Genomic DNA, 15,792 nt, shown 5'->3' with positions numbered 1-15,792 from the left:
ATTCTAAGAAGGCCAAAAACCGCTGTTGGATTCGACCGGGAGGAGGGTCTGATTTGCGCCCCATGCCGGTCATCGCCACGGCTCATCGCCTCTTCTCACGAGCGGACATCTTCGCGACTAGGCTGAAGCTCGCTCGGCGCCGAGAACCCGCAGCGGAATGTCATGGACTCGATGGTCGGCCCTCTCATCTTTCCGTCCGCCCACCGCATATGCGCGACGTCGAAAACCCCGAGAAGGATTGCGTTGGAGCGGCGCTGATCAGACTGGTTGCGCCTCTTCAGTGTGGCGTGCGTTCCAATGGCGCAGCAGGACCGGGACCAAAAGCGCCACGCCGAGTAGCGAGGAATAGAGTTCGGGTGCCACCAGAAGCAGGGCGGCGAACACGAGCAGCACGTTTTCCCATGGGCGTGTGCGCACCAGAAGATAGCGCGATAGCGCGGCGCCCAGGCAGGTGATGCCCAGCACGCAGCCGAAAAAGGCGAGGAAGAAGTTCGGCCAGGTGAAATCCTTCGTCACCAGCAGCAGGGACGGTGAGAAGACGAACACGAAAGGAACCAGTGCCTTACCCATCCCCAGCCGGAAGGCGGTGTTGCCGGTCTTGAACGGGTCCGCCCCCGCCATGCCAGCGGCGGCGTACGCCGCCAGCGCCACCGGTGGTGTGATGTCCGCCAGCAGTCCGTAGTAGAACACGAAGAAGTGAGCGACGATCGGCTCGGTGCCGAGCATGACAAGCGCCGGCGCCGCGATCGTCACCATAATGATGTAGTTCGCGGTCGTCGGGATGCCGCAGCCCATCAGGATGCAGACGACGCCAGTCATGATCAAGGTGAACAATAGGGTCAGGCCCTGGGCCGAGAAGATCGCCTCGGGGATGAAGGTGCCGAAGAGAAGGGAAAGGTGTCCGGCCGTCGATGTGACGATGTAGGACAGCTTGAAGCCCACTCCGGTCAGGGTGACGACGCCCACGACGATGCCGACGGTTGCGGCAGCGGCTCCGACTGCGAGCGCATATTTGGCGCCGTCGCGCAGACACGTCACGATGTCGGCGACCGACATGCGCCGGCGCGGATTGAGCAAGCCGACGAGAATACACAAGGTGATGCCCCAGAAGGCGGCCATGTAAGGCGTGTAGCCCGAGAGCAGCACGCCGATGAGAACGACGAGCGGGATGATCGTCGGCCAGTCCCGCTTCAGCGCCTCGACGACATCGGGCATCTCGTCCGGCCTGAGCCCCCTGAGGCCGGTTCGCTTGGCCTCGAAATGCACCTGCATGAACACGCCAAAGAAGTGCATGAAGGCGGGCACGATGGCGGCAAGGATGATGGTCGTGTAGGGCAGTTCGAGAAATTCGATCATCAGGAAGGCCGCTGCGCCCATGATCGGCGGCGTCACCTGACCGCCGGTCGAGGACGCCGCTTCCACCGCTGCGGCGAAATGTTTCTTGTAGCCGAGCTTGATCATCGCCGGGATGGTCAGGGAGCCGACGGTAACGGTGTTGGCGACCGACGAGCCGGAAATCATGCCGAACAGCGCCGAGCCGAAGATCGACACCTTGGCGGGACCGCCGGCGTAGCGGCCGGCGACCCACGCCGCGCAGTCGAGGAAGAGCTGGCCGAGGCCAATGCGGGTGGCGAAGACGCCGAACAGCACGAAGTGGAAGACGTAGGTGGCGACGACGCCGAGCGCGATGCCGTAGATGCCCTGCGTCGTCAGATAAAGGTGATCGACAAGCTGGGAGACGGACGCGCCGGGGTGCACCAGAATGCTCGGCATGTACCGCCCCAACAGCGCGTAGGCCATGAAGACGACGGCGATGATGGGCAGCGGGATGCCGACGGAGCGGCGCGTCGCCTCCAGCAGAAGCAGGATGAGGATAAGGCCGAACACCACGTCGAGCGCCGTGGGATTGCCGACGCGGAAGGCAAGGTCGTCGAGCGGGATCATAGGCACGTGCATGACGACGACGACCGCAGCGATCGCCAGCAGCCAGTCGAAAAGGGGTATGCCGAGCGGCCGCAGGAGGCTGGACCGCGCGGGCTGGTCGTAGCTTTTCTTCACCAGCGGGAAGACGAGGAAGATCAGCGCCAGCACCATCGACAGGTGGATGCCCCGGTGCAGCATTTCCTGCAGCAGGCCGAAACCGGCGGTGTAGTAGTGAAACAGTGACAGCGCCACCAGGAGGAAGCCGACCAGCCAGCCCGCGACACGGGTCAGTGGCCGGAAGCGGATTTCGGAGTCGAATTTCTCCTCCAGTTCGCGAGCGTTCTCCTCATCGAACTCCATTGCGGAAAGCTTGATCTTGTCGTCATCGCTCATGGCCGGTTCCGTGTCCTGAATTTCCAGACAAAAGAGGCGGAAAGCATCCCTTCCGCCTCGTTGTTGTCAGCCGGTCCAAATGGCTCTTATTTCAGGGTGCCGACTTCCTTGTAGAATTTCTCTGCGCCGGGATGAAACGGAATGCCAGCGCTGGTAACCGCGTTCTGGAGCGTGATCAGCTTGCCCTTGGCGTGGCCTGCCTGCAGGGCCTTTTGGGTTTCGTCGCTGTAAAGCGACTTGACGATCTTGTAGACGAGGTCGTCGGTCTGCTTGGCGCTGGTCACCCATTGAGCGGCGACGGAAATGGTCTTGGTTTCGCCGACATTTTTGTAGGTGCCTTCCGGCACGGTATCGGTGGAGAAGAACTTCTGCTCGGACAGCAGCTTGTCGGCCTCGGGGCCGGTGATCGGCACCAGCGTGATGTTGTTGGTGGTGGCAAGCTCAACGATTGCGCCGGTCGGATAACCACCGACGAAGAAATAAGCGTCCATGGCGCCATCCTGCAGCCGCTCTCCGGCCGGGCCAGGCTTGAGATATTCGGGCTGCACGTCCTTTTCAGCCAGACCGTAAGCGCCAAGCACAAGTCGCGCATCGACGATGGTGCCGGAGCCCGGCTCGTCAAGAGAGACGCGTTTGCCCTTGAGATCCGCCACCGACTTAATGCCGGCGTCGGCACGCGCGACCAAATGGATCGTCTCGGGATAAAGCGTCGCGATGAGGCGCAGGTCGTCAATCTTGGGCTTGCCCTCATAGAGGCCGGTGCCCGAATGCGCCCAGTAGGCGACGTCGGATTGCGTGAAGCCCGATTCGGACGCGCCCGACTGGATGGCGCTGATGTTGGCCACCGAACCGTTGGAGGACGTGGCGGTGGCGACCAAGCCTTCGACGCCGGCCGCCCCGGTTGCCGAGATGGCGTTGGCGATCAGGCCGCCCACCGGATAGTAGGTGCCGGACGTTCCGCCCGTGCCGATGCGGAAAAACGCCTGCTGCGCGCGTGCCGGCGAAAATCCGGCCGCAGCCAAAGCCAGAGCGCCCGCGCCTATGGAAAAGGTGCGGCGGTTGATCGAAATAGTCATGCTACCTCCCAGTCTAAAAACCGGCAGGATGTTGCAGCGGCCAAGGTGTTGTCAACCTGTACACGCTTTTTGAGAGCGGATCGGTCCTCGCGGGCTGGCCGTGGCGCATCCTCAATAGGTGCAAATTTTGAAGAAGCACCAAAATTCGATCTGAGCCTTTATCATTGGTTGAACGGCAGTAGTTCGCATCCTTGCGCCAAAAAGCTGCCTGTCTGAATTCGGCCCAAACGCAGCCATTCACCTCAACCCGCCCCTATCTCTCCCTCCACAACCCTCAAATAAGCCGTCGCCTTGCCCCCTCCGGCATCTGCAGGATGGTCAAGAGCGTCGTCAGCACAGTCAGGATCAGGGCGCCGAGGATGGTGCCGGTGTAGACACCGCGGCCCCCGAAGATCGAGGTGCCGCCAATGACGGCGGCCACCCCGGCGCCTTCCGCCCGGAAGGCGCGGCAGTCTATGGATACTTGGTCGGCGGTACGGCAGGGTTCAAATCGCCCTGCAGTTCCTTCGGCAGCGGCAGGCTTGAGCATTGCAGGTGCACTTCGCGGGCGAACAGCTTTCGTTGCTTCTGCTCATGCTCCTTGATGGCTGCTACGAGCCCCATCGAGTATGGACCAAGCAGGACGCCGAAACCCCATCCCGGATGCTCTTTCTCGCGAGCCTCGTAATCCGAAGCCGCCCTGCGGGCCTGCTGGCATGCCGGGGAGGCCCATTTCTGGTCCTGCTGCGAAAGCGACGCCTCATAGTCGACCGGGGAGGTCGCGCACCCAGCCACTGCCGCAGTCAATGCGAGGCAGATTGCGTTTCTCATCCGAAGCCTCTCCTAAGCCTTGTGAAGGGCCTGCATAGACCTGTTCATCCCACAAGGCGATAGCTGCGGTCAGGTGCCCTCCCCACCCTCCGCAACCCGCCGCCCTCTCCCCGGCCTTCCCGCAGCCGGATTCGAACGATGCCTGGAACCAAATCACGGGGCCTGGAACCAAACCACGGGCGAGACTGTTCAGTTGTAACTTTGATCCCACGCTGACATCCCGGCCGGCAAAGCGGCGACATTGAGGAGTTCTCACCATGAAGATTTCATCCGGATTTCGTTCCATCGCGGTTGCCGCCATCGCCACCGCAAGCATCGGCTTTGCCAGCGCCGCGCATGCCGACAGCGGCACCATCCGCTTCGCCGTCTACAAGGCGGCCTTCTTCGTCGGTGGCTCCGGAGGCGAAGGAACGCTGACCTTCCATGGCCGCCGCTATCCCATCTCGGTCGGCGGCGTCTCGGGCGGTCTCGCCTTCGGCGTTTCCAAGACCTATTTCCGAGGTACCGTGCGCCACATCAAACGTGCGCGGGATGTGACCGGGGTCTATGGTGCGGCGGGCGGTGGCGGCGCGCTTGGCAAAGGGGCTCAGGTGATCGTCATGACCAATGACAAGGGCGCCCAGCTCGAATTGACAGGCAGGCAGGTCGGCCTGCAGGTCAACGCCGACCTCAGTGGCATGAGCATCTCGCTGCGGTAAGGGCTAGCTCCTCAGGCCCGGCGCTTCCTGCCCGGTGCGCTCGACATATTCCGTATAGCCGCCGCCATAGGTGTGGATGCCTTCGGGCGTCAGTTCCAGCACGCGGTTGGAAAGCGCCGCCAGAAAATGCCGGTCGTGCGAGACGAACAGCATGGTGCCCTCGTACTGCGACAGCGCCGTGATCAGCATCTCCTTGGTGGCGATGTCGAGATGGTTGGTCGGCTCGTCCAGCACCAAAAGGTTGGGCGGGTCGAACAGCATCAGCGCCATCACCAGCCGCGCCTTCTCGCCGCCTGACAGCACACGGCATTTCTTCTCGATCTCGTCGCCGGAAAAGCCGAAGCAGCCTGCGAGTGCCCTGAGCGGCGCCTGGCCGGCCTGGGGGAACGCGTCTTCCAGTGTCTGGAACACAGTGCGCTCGCCTTCCAGCACCTCCATGGCGTGCTGGGCGAAATATCCCATCTTGACACTTGGGCCCCGCGCGACCGTGCCGGTATCGGGCTCGGAAGCGCCGGCGACCAGCTTCAGAAGCGTCGACTTGCCGGCGCCGTTGACGCCCATGATGCACCAGCGCTCGCGGCGGCGGACCTGGAAATCGAGCCCCTCATAGATGCTGCGGCTGCCATAGCCCTTGTGGACGTTCTTCAGCGTCACGACATCCTCACCGCAGCGCGGCGCCGGCAGGAAATCGAAGGACACGGTCTGGCGGCGCTTCGGCGGCTCGACGCGGTCGATCTTGTCCAGCTTCTTCACCCGGCTCTGCACCTGCGCGGCATGCGAGGCGCGCGCCTTGAAGCGCTCGATGAAGGCGATCTCCTTGGCCAGCATCGCCTGCTGGCGCTCGAACTGAGCCTGCTGCTGCTTGTCGGCGATCGCCCGCTGCTGCTGGTAGAATTCGTAGTTTCCGGAATAGGCGGTCAGCGAACCGGCGTCGATCTCGACCACCTTGTTGACGATGCGATTCATGAACTCGCGGTCGTGCGAGGTCATCAACAGCGCGCCGTCATAGTTCTTCAGGAAGGATTCCAGCCAGATCAGGCTCTCCAGGTCGAGATGGTTCGACGGCTCGTCGAGCAGCATGGCGTCGGGCCGCATCAACAGGATGCGGGCCAGCGCCACGCGCATCTTCCAGCCGCCGGACAGCTTTCCGACATCGCCGTCCATCATCTCCTGCGAAAAGCCGAGACCGTCCAGCACTTCGCGGGCGCGGCCATCCAGCGCATAACCGTCGAGTTCCTCGAAGCGGTGCTGCGCCTCGCCGTATTTTTCGATGATCTCGTCCATCTGGTCGGCCTGCTCGGGATCGGCCATGGCCGCCTCGAGCGCTGCCATCTCGGCCGCGACTTCGCTGACCGGCCCGGCGCCGTTCATCACTTCGGCGACAGCGCTGTGGCCTTCCATGTCGCCGACATCCTGGCTGAAATAGCCAATGGTGACGCCGCGATCGACCTGCACCTGGCCTTCGTCTGGCTGCTCCTGGCCGGTGATCATGCGAAACAGCGTCGTCTTGCCGGCGCCGTTCGGCCCGACGAGGCCGACCTTCTCGCCCTTCTGCAGGGACGCCGACGCTTCGACGAAGACAAGCTGACGGCCGTTCTGCTTGCTGATGCTTTCAAGTCTGATCATGCGGTGTCCGGGGAATTTTGCTTGCGTGAAACGATTTGCCCGGCGCCTTACGCGAAGGATAGCCGCAAAGGAAGAGGCGCAAGCGCCGCACTCCGCCGATCTCCCCCCTCGTGGGGGAGATTGGCAGCTTCACCGCCAGACACACTCCAGAAACAAGATTCAACATCCGGGAAAAAATCGCGAAAACATCGCCTGTCATAACCACCCTCGCGGCGGTCACGCGGCCTGCGGCACAACGCGAAGAAATGGTCCCGAAACATGCAACGACGTTCGACCGGATGGATGGGTGCCCTGACAGGCATTTCGCTCGCCATGCTGGCCGTCGCACAATCGGGGGCGGAAGCAGCGGTCACCCGGAGCGAATATTGCAACCGGCTCGGTCTTCAACTCGACGGAGCCATCCAGACCAAAGCCAAACCCGGTGCCAGTGCGAGCCAGATCGCCGAGGCAACGGCACTCCAGGACAAGGCGAACCAGTTCTGTGCCGAGCGCAAGCAGGCCCAAGGCATCCGGACCTATGCCAACGCCCTGAAACTTCTTGGCGTGACACCGGTCGACCTGGACCAGTGACAGCAACACCAATCCCTGAAAGATAGGCCGCCACTCTCGGATAGCGAGGGCGGTTCTTCCAGCGCACCGCACTGCGGAAGTTCCTGCCGGCTACTTCTCGCCCAGATACTGGAAGACGGCCTGCTTCCACCAATCGCTTTCGATGGTCTGCAGGAGGGCGACATCGAGAGACTTGCGCAACGGGCTGCCGAGCGGCAGCGCAATGGCATATTGCTGCTGGTCGAACGTCGCATCGAGAACCTGCAGGCTTGTCGCGTAATTCTGCCCGACCAGCCAGCCAAGCAGCGGCTTGTCGTGCACCAGCGCGTCGATCTTGCCGGCGCGAAGCGCGTTGAGGCCTTGCTGGATCGAGGCAAAGTCCTGATGACGGATCTGGGTCGAATCCAGATAGGACGCCGTCGACGAGCTCTGCACCGCGCCGACCCTGACCGCGGCGAGATCGCTTTCGCCCTGCACCATGCCTTCCATCTGCGTCACCGTCAGCACCGATGTGACACCCGCGGTGAACACCGCGATCGCGATGATCGATCCCATCATCCAGAGCGCGGCCAGCACGCGCCCCGGCACGGTTCGCGGGCCGAAATCACCGGTGCTGGCCTGCGTCGCGGCGATGGTCGACGACCACATGCTGGAAAACAGTCCCTTGGCGACGCCGCCGCCGAAATCGTCATTGTGCCGGCGTTCGAACATCCAGATCAGGACGCCGACCACCACCGATATGATGACCAGCGCCAGCACCGCCTGCAGGAAGCCGAACGACGTCAGGGCATGCAGCACCGGCCGCCATGACGGCTGGTTGTTGAGCGGCGTCGCGATGCCGAGCCCGGTCGTGAAGAAGGGCTGCGTGAAGTCGACGGCCTTTTCGCGGTCGGCCGTGACCGTGATCGCGGCCATCGCCGCATCGAATCTGCCGCTGACCACGCCATCGATCTGGTCCTGCACGGCAGGCACTTCGACATAGTGGAAGCGCAGGTTGAGCCGCCCGGCTATTTTCTGCCAGAGGTCGATGCTCAATCCCGACCAGCTGCCGTCCTGCAGCTTGAACGCAAAAGGCGGCGCCTGTTTTATCCCGACCGAGATCTCTTTTGCCGGCGAGGCCGAGGGGGAAGCCAGGTCGGGAGAAGGCTGATCGGGCGAAGTCTGGGCAAGCGTGACCCCGGCTCCCACACACGCGACGATGACAATGAGACCCAGCGCCATCGTCCACGAAGCAACTCTTCTCAACGGCAACGACTCCCAGCGACCGGTCCGCCGCTCGATCGTCGCGGCTTTCGAAGGGTAGCCGCCGTGCCCTCCTCCGTCCACCAGCGATGTCGTTGCTGAAGCGGCCGCGCCACACCGACCCCGAATTGCGCGAAAACAAGCAGTTGGAACAATTTCGCGATTCAAATCCTGAAGCGCTTCGCGCAACGAGGGATCCCGTGAGGACAGGCTTGCGGCGCCGAAGACGAATTCGCGCCAACCTCACTTCCTGCCTTGCGGATGGATCGTCTCACCACGCTTCAGCATTGCCACAAACGTCTCGATCTTCCTCTTGCGCCCAGCCTCGGTCTTCATGTTGTGAATGCGGAAGGCGAGCGCGAAGCGGTTTTGCGCGTTGAGTTTTTCAAGCATCGCCTTCGCAGCGGGTTCGGCGTCTATGGCTGCTTGCAAATCATCGGGAATTTTCATCTCCTTGCCGCTGCCATAGGCGCGCGCCCAGCGCCCGTCCGCCTTCGCCGCTTCGACCTGTTTGAGCCCATGCTCGGTCATGCGGCCCTCCTCGACCAGCCGCGCCACATTGTCGATGTTGATCAGACTCCAGATGCTCTTCCTGCCGCGCGGCGTGTAGCGCTGCAGGAAGCTCTTGTCGTCCAACCCTTTGCGCACCGCATCGATCCAGCCGAAGCACAGCACCACGTCGATGGCTTGCTTGGGGGTGATCGATTTCAATCCGGACCCCACCTTGTGCATCTTGATCCAGACTTCGGCTTCCGTGGCGTGGTGCTTGCTCAGCCAGGCGTAGAAGCCGGCAGGATCCGCGAATTCGTGAACCTTGGCGGGATCGACCTTGATCGGCGCCATCAGTCGGCCTGCCCGTTCGATGCTGTTGCCGCTCGCGTCATCGCTCTCACTGTCGTCCTGCCTCCGGCATCATGCCCATCGTCATTGGCCAGCATCGTGGCATGAATTGCTGTCAGTTTCCGGCAGCAGACTTGGCAGGCGCGGACGGCGTTCCTTCGCGCCCCTCGGCCCGAACATTTTTCTTCCCGCCCCCCTGTAGAAAGTCCCGGAATACCTGCCATGCTCGTGCTCGGGCACGCCGTCTCGCTCCCGGGGGAATACGCCATGAAATCTCTGTTGCTCGCCTTCGTGTTGTTTCTCCCCACGGCCACCCTCGCCGAGCCGATCGAAACCCGGAAGATCATCACGGCTGTGACTGGCGATTTCAATGGCGACGGCGCCGTCGATCTTGCCATGGTGGTGGAGACCGAACCCGGCCATCCGATGGACGTCCACTTCTTCCTCAGGGACAAGGAGCACAATTACCTCAAACCCGTCGAGATCGTGCACGAGCAGATCCAAGGGGAATGGAACGGCTACGAGCGGGCGGGCTACGAGAACTCCGACACCGAGCCGGAACTGACGATGCTGCCCAACGGCTCGATCAAATTCTACCTGCCAGCGATGGAGATCGGCAGCGAACGGACCGACATGACGCTGACCATCGCCTGGCGCAATGATGCTTTCATCGTCGCCGGCTTCGCCTATGACCACTATGACTATTTGAAGGAGAATGCCGAAAGCGCCTGCGCGTACAATGTGCTGACCGGCAAAGGCACCAGCAGCGAAAAGCAGCCGGACGGCAGCACCAAGCACAGGAACGTCTCGGTCGAAGGCCAGACCATCGCCTTCAAGGACTGGAACCCCGGCACCACCTTCAGCGCTTGCGGCGCGTGATCGACGCCTCTTCGACCGACTTCAGCTTGGCGGCGGCGCTGCCGGCGTCAGCCCGTGGCGGCGCATGATATCCATCATCCCAGCCTTGTCCGGCGGACCGCCGGCGGCGGCGTGGAACATGGCGAATATCTCGCGGAAATAGTCCGGACCGATCGCCGCTGGTGTGACGACGCACAGCGCTTTCGCATCCGCGCTGCCATTGTTGTCGAAGCGATGGACTGCGCCACGCGGGATGCACAGCGCTTCTCCCGGTCCGACCTCGATCGGCTTGCCGTCGACGGTCCAGGTCAGCACCCCCTCAATGCCGTAGATCGTCTCTTCGTAGTGATCATGGCTGTGCGCCGGCGCCAGCAGGCGCAGTCCGCTGGCAACCCTCAACTCAAAGGCGGCGATGCTGCCGTTCGAACTGTCGCCCGTCACCAGGAAGCGAATCGACAGCCCCTTGTCGCCGATGGTCTCATTGGCTGGATTGACCTGAAGATTCATGACCGACATTGCGCAAAGCCCTCCGGTAAATTACATTTACTCGCTATCAGTAAACTCAATTTACCGGATCGTCAATGCCTACCTCAACGGAAGTTCTACAGACCAAGACCGAGAACCTGCTGATCGGCGCCCTGCTGCGCGTGCCGGCACAAGCGATCCAGCGGCGGCTGATCAAGGAGCTCAACGCCGCCGGTTTCGACGAATTGCGCCTGCCGCATATGGCGGTGTTGCAGTTTCCCGGACCGGACGGCGCGCGGCCCGGCACCATCGCCGAGCGTGCCGGCATGAGCAAACAGGCCATCAACCAGCTGCTCAGCAGTCTCGAAGGGTACGGCTACCTCGTCCGCTCCGACATTCCCGGCGATGGCGGTGCGCGCGTGGTGCGATCCACGGAACGCGGTCATGCCGCGTCCTGGAAAATGGTCGATATCCTGCGCGACATCGAGGAGGAATGGCGCACCGAACTTGGGCCGGAGCGCTTTGCCCAGCTGAAAGCTCTGCTGTTTGTCGTCTGGGAAAGTCCGCTGGTGCGCTGAGCCAGAGACGGCGCTCGTCCGCCCTGCTCCATCGGCCTTTCCGATGGCACTATCGGTTTCTTCCGTTTCCTTCTGTCGCGCCGAACTGCCAATTCCTGCCCTTGTCCATCCAAGCAAAGGCAGAGCGAAATGAGCATTTCGAAACAGAAAATCCTGATCGTCGGCGGCGGCTCCGGCATGGGTCTGGCGCTGGCCCGGCATTGCGTGGAGGCCGGTGCGGCGGTTGTCATCGCCGGGCGCGGCCAAGACCGGCTGCGGCAGGCGCGCGAGGCGCTCGGCAATCCCGCCGGGCTGGAGACGGCCGTCGTCGACATCGCGCGCGAAGACCAGGTCTCGGCGCTGTTCGCAGCGATTGGCGGACTCGACCACATCGTCTGCACCGCAGCCGACATCGAAGGCGCCTACCGGCTGCTGCCGGAGCTTGACCTGATGGCGGCGCAAAAGGTGGTGGAGAGCAAGCTGTATGGCCCGCTGCTGCTCGCCAAGCACGGTGCGCCGCGGCTGGCAGCATCCGGCTCCATGACCTTCGTCTCCGGTATCGCCGCCTATCGCCCAGCCGCACGCGGCTCCGTCGTTGCTGCTGTCAACGCAGCGCTCGAAGGCCTCGTGCGGGCGCTGGCGGTCGAGTTGGCGCCGATCCGCGTCAATGCCGTGTCACCCGGCTGGGTCGACACCACGATCTGGGCGCAAGTGGCCGGCGACAGGAAGGACGAGACGTTGGCCGCGATGGCCAAGCGGCTGCCGGTCGGGCGGATTGGCCAACCCGATGATATCGCCGACGCCATCGCCTTCCTGATCGGCAATGGCTTTACCACGGGAACGACGCTGCATGTCGAGGGCGGCCACCGCCTGATCTGAACCGCCGCTGCTTCCGTCAGGAGTTGTTTGCAAACAAGGCCTTGGAGCGGTTCGACGATTCAAGTCCTGAACCAGCCTTGGCGGGCTGCAGGGCCGGCACCAGCGTGTCGCGCGCGGCAGTGAGCAATTGCTTAAGCGCCGGCAGCTGGACGCGCCGGCGGCGCCAGATCATCACCAGCGGCGCCGTCCGCATCTGGCCGGGCCATCGCATTTCGACAATGTCGCCGCGTGCGAGCGCATCGGTGACGGCCAGGCGTGGAACGAGGGCGAGCCCCGCGCCGGCCGCCACCAGCCGCGCAATGGCGCCGATGCTGCCGACCTCGTTGGCAAGTCTAGGTGCGGCAGCGCCCGCCTCGGCAAAGGCCGTGTCGAACATGTGTCGGTAGATGCATCCGGCCTCCGTTGCCACGAACTGCAGTTCGCCAAGCGCGGCAAGGTCGCCTGGCAGGCTGCCCTGCCCGGGAGCCGCGACCAGCACCAGCGGTTCGGCTGCTATCGTGCGCCTGGCGAAGTGTTTATCCGACGCGCCCTTCGCGAAATCACGGCGGTCGAAGCAGAAAGCGACATCGATGTCGCCATCCTCCAATTGGCGCAGCAGCGCGCCGCTGCCCGCCACCTTCATCCGCACGGTGATGTCGGGGTGGCCGGCCTGGAACCCGGGCAGCCAAGGCGCCAGCCTGGCCGACGCGATCGTCTCCAGCGCGCCGATAGTCAGGTGCCCGCTTGTCGAACCTGCCGCCGCCTGCACGGCCGCGCGCGCCTCGCCGTCGAGCCGCAACAAATCCTCGGCGATCGGCTTCAGCGCTAGGCCTGCCGGCGTCAGCTCGAGACCGGACTTCGCGCGCGTGAACAGGGGAGCGCCAAGCTCGGCCTCAAGCGCCAGGATCTGGTCGCTGACGCTCGATTGCGCGAGGTGGACCACTTCTGCGGCGCGCGTGATGTTGCGGCTCCGCGCCACCGCAAGGAAGGTTTTGAGCAGTCTTGGATGCATCGTGTGGCTGACGCGCTATTGCAGCTGCGGCTTCTTCAGAAAACTGCCGCGGTCGGCGGACTTGACGCGCAGCCAGGTTTCGCGGCCGTCGCGCAGCACCCGCATCGGAATCTCGGCACCGGCCGAGCCGCTCTCCCACAGCTTGCGATAGAAATCGGCGAGTCCATCGACCGCGCCGTCGCGGATGTCCGAGATGATGTCGCCCTGGCGCAGGCCAGCCTTGGCCGCCGGACCGCCTTCGGTCACGCTCATCACCACCACTCTGCCATCGCTTTCGGCCGACAGGGCGCCGAGCCATGGACGCGGGGGCTTGGCCACCTGGCCGCGCGTCAGGAGATCGTCGAGTATGGGCGGCAACAAATCGATCGGCACCACCATGTTGATATCGGCGACCTCGCCATTGCGGCTCATCTGCAGACGCAGCGAACCGATGCCGAGCAGCGAGCCATCGGCGCCGAACAGCCCGGCACCGCCCCAGGACGGGTGCGCCGGCGCAATGAAGATCGCCTCGTCGAGCAGATACTCCCAATAGCCGGCGAATTCCTGCTTGGTGACGATCCTGGCCTGCACCGACTGGCCGATGCCGTCGGCCAGCACCACGGCGTCGCCGATCCTGGCCTTGCCGGCATCGCCCAGCGCCACCGCCGGCAGGCCGAGCGGCGCCAGCGCCTGCACCAGGCCGAAGCCCGATTCCTGGTCATAGGCCAGCGCGTGCGCGGGGATGACGCGGCCGTCATGGCTGGTCAGCCAGACCTCTTCCGCTTCGGTGATGAGATAACCGATGGTCAGCACCAGCCCGTCATTGCGAATGACGACGCCGCTGCCTTCCCTGAGCGTGCCGAGCGCCCCGGCCGTAAAGGCATCTTCGGGAACAGTGGCCCGCACGGCAACGACCGAGCGCGGATTGGGATTGATGGTCATGCTTTTGTCCTGGGTGGGCTTTGGCGACATCTTCTATAGGTATGCCACGCAGGAGAAGGCGCAAGGGTAAGGAAGAGCCCAATTGCCGATGTTGGCACTGCGGGCAGCGATAATAGTTCAACGCAAGTTGAACTTACACATCCGCAGCCCTAGTTAATGGCGACCTGCCATCCTTCCCCGACACGAGGCCACGAAATGACCGACTACACACCGCCGAAAGTATGGACCTGGAACAAGCCGAGCGGCGGAGCCTTTGCCAGCATCAACCGGCCGATCGCCGGGCCGACGCATGACAAGGAACTGCCTGTCGGCAAGCATCCGTTGCAGCTCTATTCGCTGGCGACGCCGAACGGCGTCAAGGTCACCGTCATGCTGGAAGAGCTTCTGGCGCGCGGCCACAAGGGTGCCGAATACGATGCCTGGCTGATCCGGATCAACGATGGCGACCAGTTCGGCAGCGGCTTCGTCGAGGTCAATCCAAACTCCAAGATTCCGGCCCTGATGGACCACAGTGGCACCACACCGGTGCGCATCTTCGAATCCGGCTCGATCCTGGTCTATCTCGCCGAAAAGTTCGGCGAATTCCTTCCGACCGAACAGCCGGCCCGCGCCGAGGTGCTGTCCTGGCTGTTCTGGCAGATGGGCTCGGCGCCGTATCTGGGCGGCGGCTTCGGCCACTTCTACGCCTATGCGCCGGAAAAGTTCGAATATGCCATCGATCGCTTCTCGATGGAGGTGAAGCGTCAGATGGACGTGCTCGACCGCCGGTTGGCCGAGACTGAATATCTCGGCGGCAAGGACTATTCCATCGCCGACATGGCGGTGTGGCCCTGGTATGGCGGGCTGGCACTCGGCCGCATGTACAATGATTCCGGCGAGTTCCTGTCCGTGCACGAGTACAAGCATGTGCAGCGTTGGGCGAAGGCCATCGACGCCCGCCCGGCGGTCAAGCGCGGCCGCATGGTCAACCGCGCCTTCGGTGAGCCTGCCATGCAACTGCATGAACGCCACGACGCCAGCGATTTCGAGACCAAGACGCAGGATAGACTGGCCGCCGAATAGGCCATCGCGGGTCGCGGCAAAGGAAACCCGCCCCGACGCGACGTCGGGGCGGGTTTTTCCCAAGGTCCAGTACTGCGGGAATCCCTAGTGCAGCACTTCAACAATCTGGCGGGTCTCCGGATCGACGAGGACCGTCTGGTCGTTGATCACCGCGACGCGGTATTTGACGTCGGGCACCTCACGCAGTTCGACCGTATCCGGCACCGACGAGCCGAGCTTGAGCTCGACGCCCAGAAGGTTCACCGAGGCAAGCGGTTCTCTCTTGATGTATTCGCGAACGACTGTCTCCTGCTCCGGCTGGACGACGACGACGTTTTCCGCCAGCGCCGCACCAATCCCACCCATCAGGACGACGGCGGTCGCCGCGCTCGTAAGATAAAGTCTCATGGCCATCTCCTAGTGATAACTGAATTCCGCCCTCCATAAAAACTCCACCGCTGCCATGCGGTTCCATCGTAACTTCAGAATTGGAGATATTACGATTGCAGACTGGATATTGATTGGTTGCTGATCAAACGTTCGGCAGACAGCGTTCAAGAGTTTGAAAACTTGCACAGATATATACGGATATTTAGAGGGAAAAAATTCAATCTGAGCACCAGTGCGCCAAATCGGCCGCGCATCCGCCTCTTCATCTGGACGATTTGAAAGGCTCCGGCACGAAAAGGGCTCGCCCCGCCGGGAGCAGAGCGAGCCATAACAGTACCGATGGAGGCGGCAACCTCATCGACACTGCCAGAGAACGCGAAGCATCAGCACTTGTTCCCAACCTGTCGGCCTGAGCACAATGCGGAGCGGTCGCGCATGCATCCTGTTCCCATGATAACGCTGGGCCGAAATCTCCAGCAGGGATATGCTCAGAAGGCGCCGTCTCAGCGACCAAACACCTTGCCGTCGGTCGT

17 protein-coding genes are annotated in these 15,792 nt (G+C 63.0%); 6 read left to right on the top strand and 11 right to left on the bottom strand.

All coding sequences use genetic code 11. The features are described 5' to 3' along the window. Window positions 1-258 precede the first annotated feature (258 nt). From AC0NIL_RS14625 to AC0NIL_RS14610, 4 genes are all read right to left on the bottom strand, one after another. The gene (locus tag AC0NIL_RS14625; protein WP_224674550.1) at window positions 259-2,316 is read right to left on the bottom strand and encodes a TRAP transporter permease; all 2,058 of its coding nucleotides are present in this window, start codon (window positions 2,314-2,316) and stop codon (window positions 259-261) included. An 86-nt stretch (window positions 2,317-2,402) separates the two neighbouring features. After that, the gene (locus AC0NIL_RS14620) at window positions 2,403-3,392 is read right to left on the bottom strand and encodes a TAXI family TRAP transporter solute-binding subunit (RefSeq protein ID WP_013530643.1); all 990 of its coding nucleotides are present in this window, start codon (window positions 3,390-3,392) and stop codon (window positions 2,403-2,405) included. A 274-nt stretch (window positions 3,393-3,666) separates the two neighbouring features. After that, window positions 3,667-3,813: a hypothetical protein gene (locus tag AC0NIL_RS14615; RefSeq protein WP_263499075.1), complete on the bottom strand. Its 147-nt coding sequence runs from the start codon at window positions 3,811-3,813 to the stop codon at window positions 3,667-3,669. Window positions 3,814-3,845: 32 nt separating this feature from the next. Continuing rightward, window positions 3,846-4,202, bottom strand: a complete 357-nt coding sequence (locus AC0NIL_RS14610) for a hypothetical protein (RefSeq protein ID WP_024501714.1) — start codon at window positions 4,200-4,202, stop codon at window positions 3,846-3,848. Between the two features lie 257 nt (window positions 4,203-4,459). On the opposite strand from AC0NIL_RS14610, the gene AC0NIL_RS14605 reads away from it, so the two are divergent. Beyond that, a complete protein-coding gene (locus AC0NIL_RS14605; protein WP_024501715.1) occupies window positions 4,460-4,900 on the top strand; it encodes a lipid-binding SYLF domain-containing protein in 441 nt (146 codons plus the stop codon). Window positions 4,901-4,903: 3 nt separating this feature from the next. Here the strand turns inward: AC0NIL_RS14605 and abc-f are convergent, their stop codons facing one another. Then, on the bottom strand, window positions 4,904-6,526 hold the full coding sequence (gene abc-f, locus AC0NIL_RS14600) for a ribosomal protection-like ABC-F family protein (RefSeq protein WP_473540409.1): 1,623 nt from the start codon (window positions 6,524-6,526) through the stop codon (window positions 4,904-4,906). Between the two features lie 282 nt (window positions 6,527-6,808). On the opposite strand from abc-f, the gene AC0NIL_RS14595 reads away from it, so the two are divergent. Next, window positions 6,809-7,096, top strand: a complete 288-nt coding sequence (locus AC0NIL_RS14595; RefSeq protein WP_275952593.1) for a hypothetical protein — start codon at window positions 6,809-6,811, stop codon at window positions 7,094-7,096. A gap of 90 nt (window positions 7,097-7,186) precedes the next feature. Here the strand turns inward: AC0NIL_RS14595 and AC0NIL_RS14590 are convergent, their stop codons facing one another. Continuing rightward, on the bottom strand, window positions 7,187-8,320 hold the full coding sequence (locus AC0NIL_RS14590) for a transporter substrate-binding domain-containing protein (RefSeq protein WP_275952592.1): 1,134 nt from the start codon (window positions 8,318-8,320) through the stop codon (window positions 7,187-7,189). A 240-nt stretch (window positions 8,321-8,560) separates the two neighbouring features. Then, a complete protein-coding gene (locus tag AC0NIL_RS14585; RefSeq protein ID WP_275952591.1) occupies window positions 8,561-9,160 on the bottom strand; it encodes a YdeI/OmpD-associated family protein in 600 nt (199 codons plus the stop codon). A gap of 264 nt (window positions 9,161-9,424) precedes the next feature. On the opposite strand from AC0NIL_RS14585, the gene AC0NIL_RS14580 reads away from it, so the two are divergent. After that, window positions 9,425-10,036, top strand: coding sequence for a hypothetical protein (locus AC0NIL_RS14580; protein ID WP_275952590.1), 612 nt, complete (start codon window positions 9,425-9,427; stop codon window positions 10,034-10,036). Window positions 10,037-10,057: 21 nt separating this feature from the next. Here AC0NIL_RS14580 and AC0NIL_RS14575 read toward each other — a convergent pair whose 3' ends face one another. Further along, entirely contained in the window at window positions 10,058-10,531 is a 474-nt protein-coding gene (locus AC0NIL_RS14575) for a cupin domain-containing protein (protein ID WP_027160820.1), read from the bottom strand. A gap of 65 nt (window positions 10,532-10,596) precedes the next feature. Here AC0NIL_RS14575 and AC0NIL_RS14570 point away from each other — a divergent pair, with 65 nt between their 5' ends. Together AC0NIL_RS14570 and AC0NIL_RS14565 are read left to right on the top strand one after the other, a co-directional pair. Further along, window positions 10,597-11,058, top strand: a complete 462-nt coding sequence (locus tag AC0NIL_RS14570; protein WP_275952589.1) for a MarR family winged helix-turn-helix transcriptional regulator — start codon at window positions 10,597-10,599, stop codon at window positions 11,056-11,058. 129 nt (window positions 11,059-11,187) lie between these two features. Beyond that, window positions 11,188-11,916 (top strand): SDR family oxidoreductase, encoded by a 729-nt coding sequence (locus AC0NIL_RS14565; protein ID WP_275952588.1) that lies wholly within the window; start codon window positions 11,188-11,190, stop codon window positions 11,914-11,916. 16 nt (window positions 11,917-11,932) lie between these two features. Here AC0NIL_RS14565 and AC0NIL_RS14560 read toward each other — a convergent pair whose 3' ends face one another. Then, on the bottom strand, window positions 11,933-12,907 hold the full coding sequence (locus AC0NIL_RS14560; RefSeq protein WP_275952587.1) for a LysR family transcriptional regulator: 975 nt from the start codon (window positions 12,905-12,907) through the stop codon (window positions 11,933-11,935). Window positions 12,908-12,922: 15 nt separating this feature from the next. Then, window positions 12,923-13,828, bottom strand: a complete 906-nt coding sequence (locus AC0NIL_RS14555; RefSeq protein ID WP_013530631.1) for a S1C family serine protease — start codon at window positions 13,826-13,828, stop codon at window positions 12,923-12,925. A gap of 195 nt (window positions 13,829-14,023) precedes the next feature. On the opposite strand from AC0NIL_RS14555, the gene yghU reads away from it, so the two are divergent. After that, window positions 14,024-14,890, top strand: a complete 867-nt coding sequence (gene yghU / locus AC0NIL_RS14550) for a glutathione-dependent disulfide-bond oxidoreductase (RefSeq protein ID WP_013530630.1) — start codon at window positions 14,024-14,026, stop codon at window positions 14,888-14,890. Between the two features lie 84 nt (window positions 14,891-14,974). On the opposite strand, the gene AC0NIL_RS14545 is transcribed toward yghU, so the two are convergent. After that, complete coding sequence (locus AC0NIL_RS14545) at window positions 14,975-15,277, bottom strand: DUF1236 domain-containing protein (protein WP_013530629.1); 303 nt, start codon at window positions 15,275-15,277, stop codon at window positions 14,975-14,977. Window positions 15,278-15,792 lie beyond the last annotated feature (515 nt).

Source organism: Mesorhizobium sp. WSM1343, from assembly GCF_055901535.1.
Note: the sequence above shows the minus strand (reverse complement) of the source record. Positions and strands in the feature narration are given on the sequence as shown.

Coding starts and splice junctions, on each gene's coding strand:
- yghU (WP_013530630.1), top strand. CDS start 14,024: ATGACCGACTACACACCGCCGAAAGTATGGACCTGGAACAAGCCGAGC.
- AC0NIL_RS14560 (WP_275952587.1), bottom strand. CDS start 12,907: ATGCATCCAAGACTGCTCAAAACCTTCCTTGCGGTGGCGCGGAGCCGC.
- AC0NIL_RS14620 (WP_013530643.1), bottom strand. CDS start 3,392: ATGACTATTTCGATCAACCGCCGCACCTTTTCCATAGGCGCGGGCGCT.
- AC0NIL_RS14580 (WP_275952590.1), top strand. CDS start 9,425: ATGAAATCTCTGTTGCTCGCCTTCGTGTTGTTTCTCCCCACGGCCACC.
- AC0NIL_RS14595 (WP_275952593.1), top strand. CDS start 6,809: ATGGGTGCCCTGACAGGCATTTCGCTCGCCATGCTGGCCGTCGCACAA.
- AC0NIL_RS14555 (WP_013530631.1), bottom strand. CDS start 13,828: ATGACCATCAATCCCAATCCGCGCTCGGTCGTTGCCGTGCGGGCCACT.
- AC0NIL_RS14575 (WP_027160820.1), bottom strand. CDS start 10,531: ATGTCGGTCATGAATCTTCAGGTCAATCCAGCCAATGAGACCATCGGC.
- AC0NIL_RS14625 (WP_224674550.1), bottom strand. CDS start 2,316: ATGAGCGATGACGACAAGATCAAGCTTTCCGCAATGGAGTTCGATGAG.
- AC0NIL_RS14565 (WP_275952588.1), top strand. CDS start 11,188: ATGAGCATTTCGAAACAGAAAATCCTGATCGTCGGCGGCGGCTCCGGC.
- AC0NIL_RS14585 (WP_275952591.1), bottom strand. CDS start 9,160: ATGGCGCCGATCAAGGTCGATCCCGCCAAGGTTCACGAATTCGCGGAT.
- AC0NIL_RS14570 (WP_275952589.1), top strand. CDS start 10,597: ATGCCTACCTCAACGGAAGTTCTACAGACCAAGACCGAGAACCTGCTG.
- AC0NIL_RS14605 (WP_024501715.1), top strand. CDS start 4,460: ATGAAGATTTCATCCGGATTTCGTTCCATCGCGGTTGCCGCCATCGCC.
- AC0NIL_RS14545 (WP_013530629.1), bottom strand. CDS start 15,277: ATGAGACTTTATCTTACGAGCGCGGCGACCGCCGTCGTCCTGATGGGT.
- abc-f (WP_473540409.1), bottom strand. CDS start 6,526: ATGATCAGACTTGAAAGCATCAGCAAGCAGAACGGCCGTCAGCTTGTC.
- AC0NIL_RS14610 (WP_024501714.1), bottom strand. CDS start 4,202: ATGAGAAACGCAATCTGCCTCGCATTGACTGCGGCAGTGGCTGGGTGC.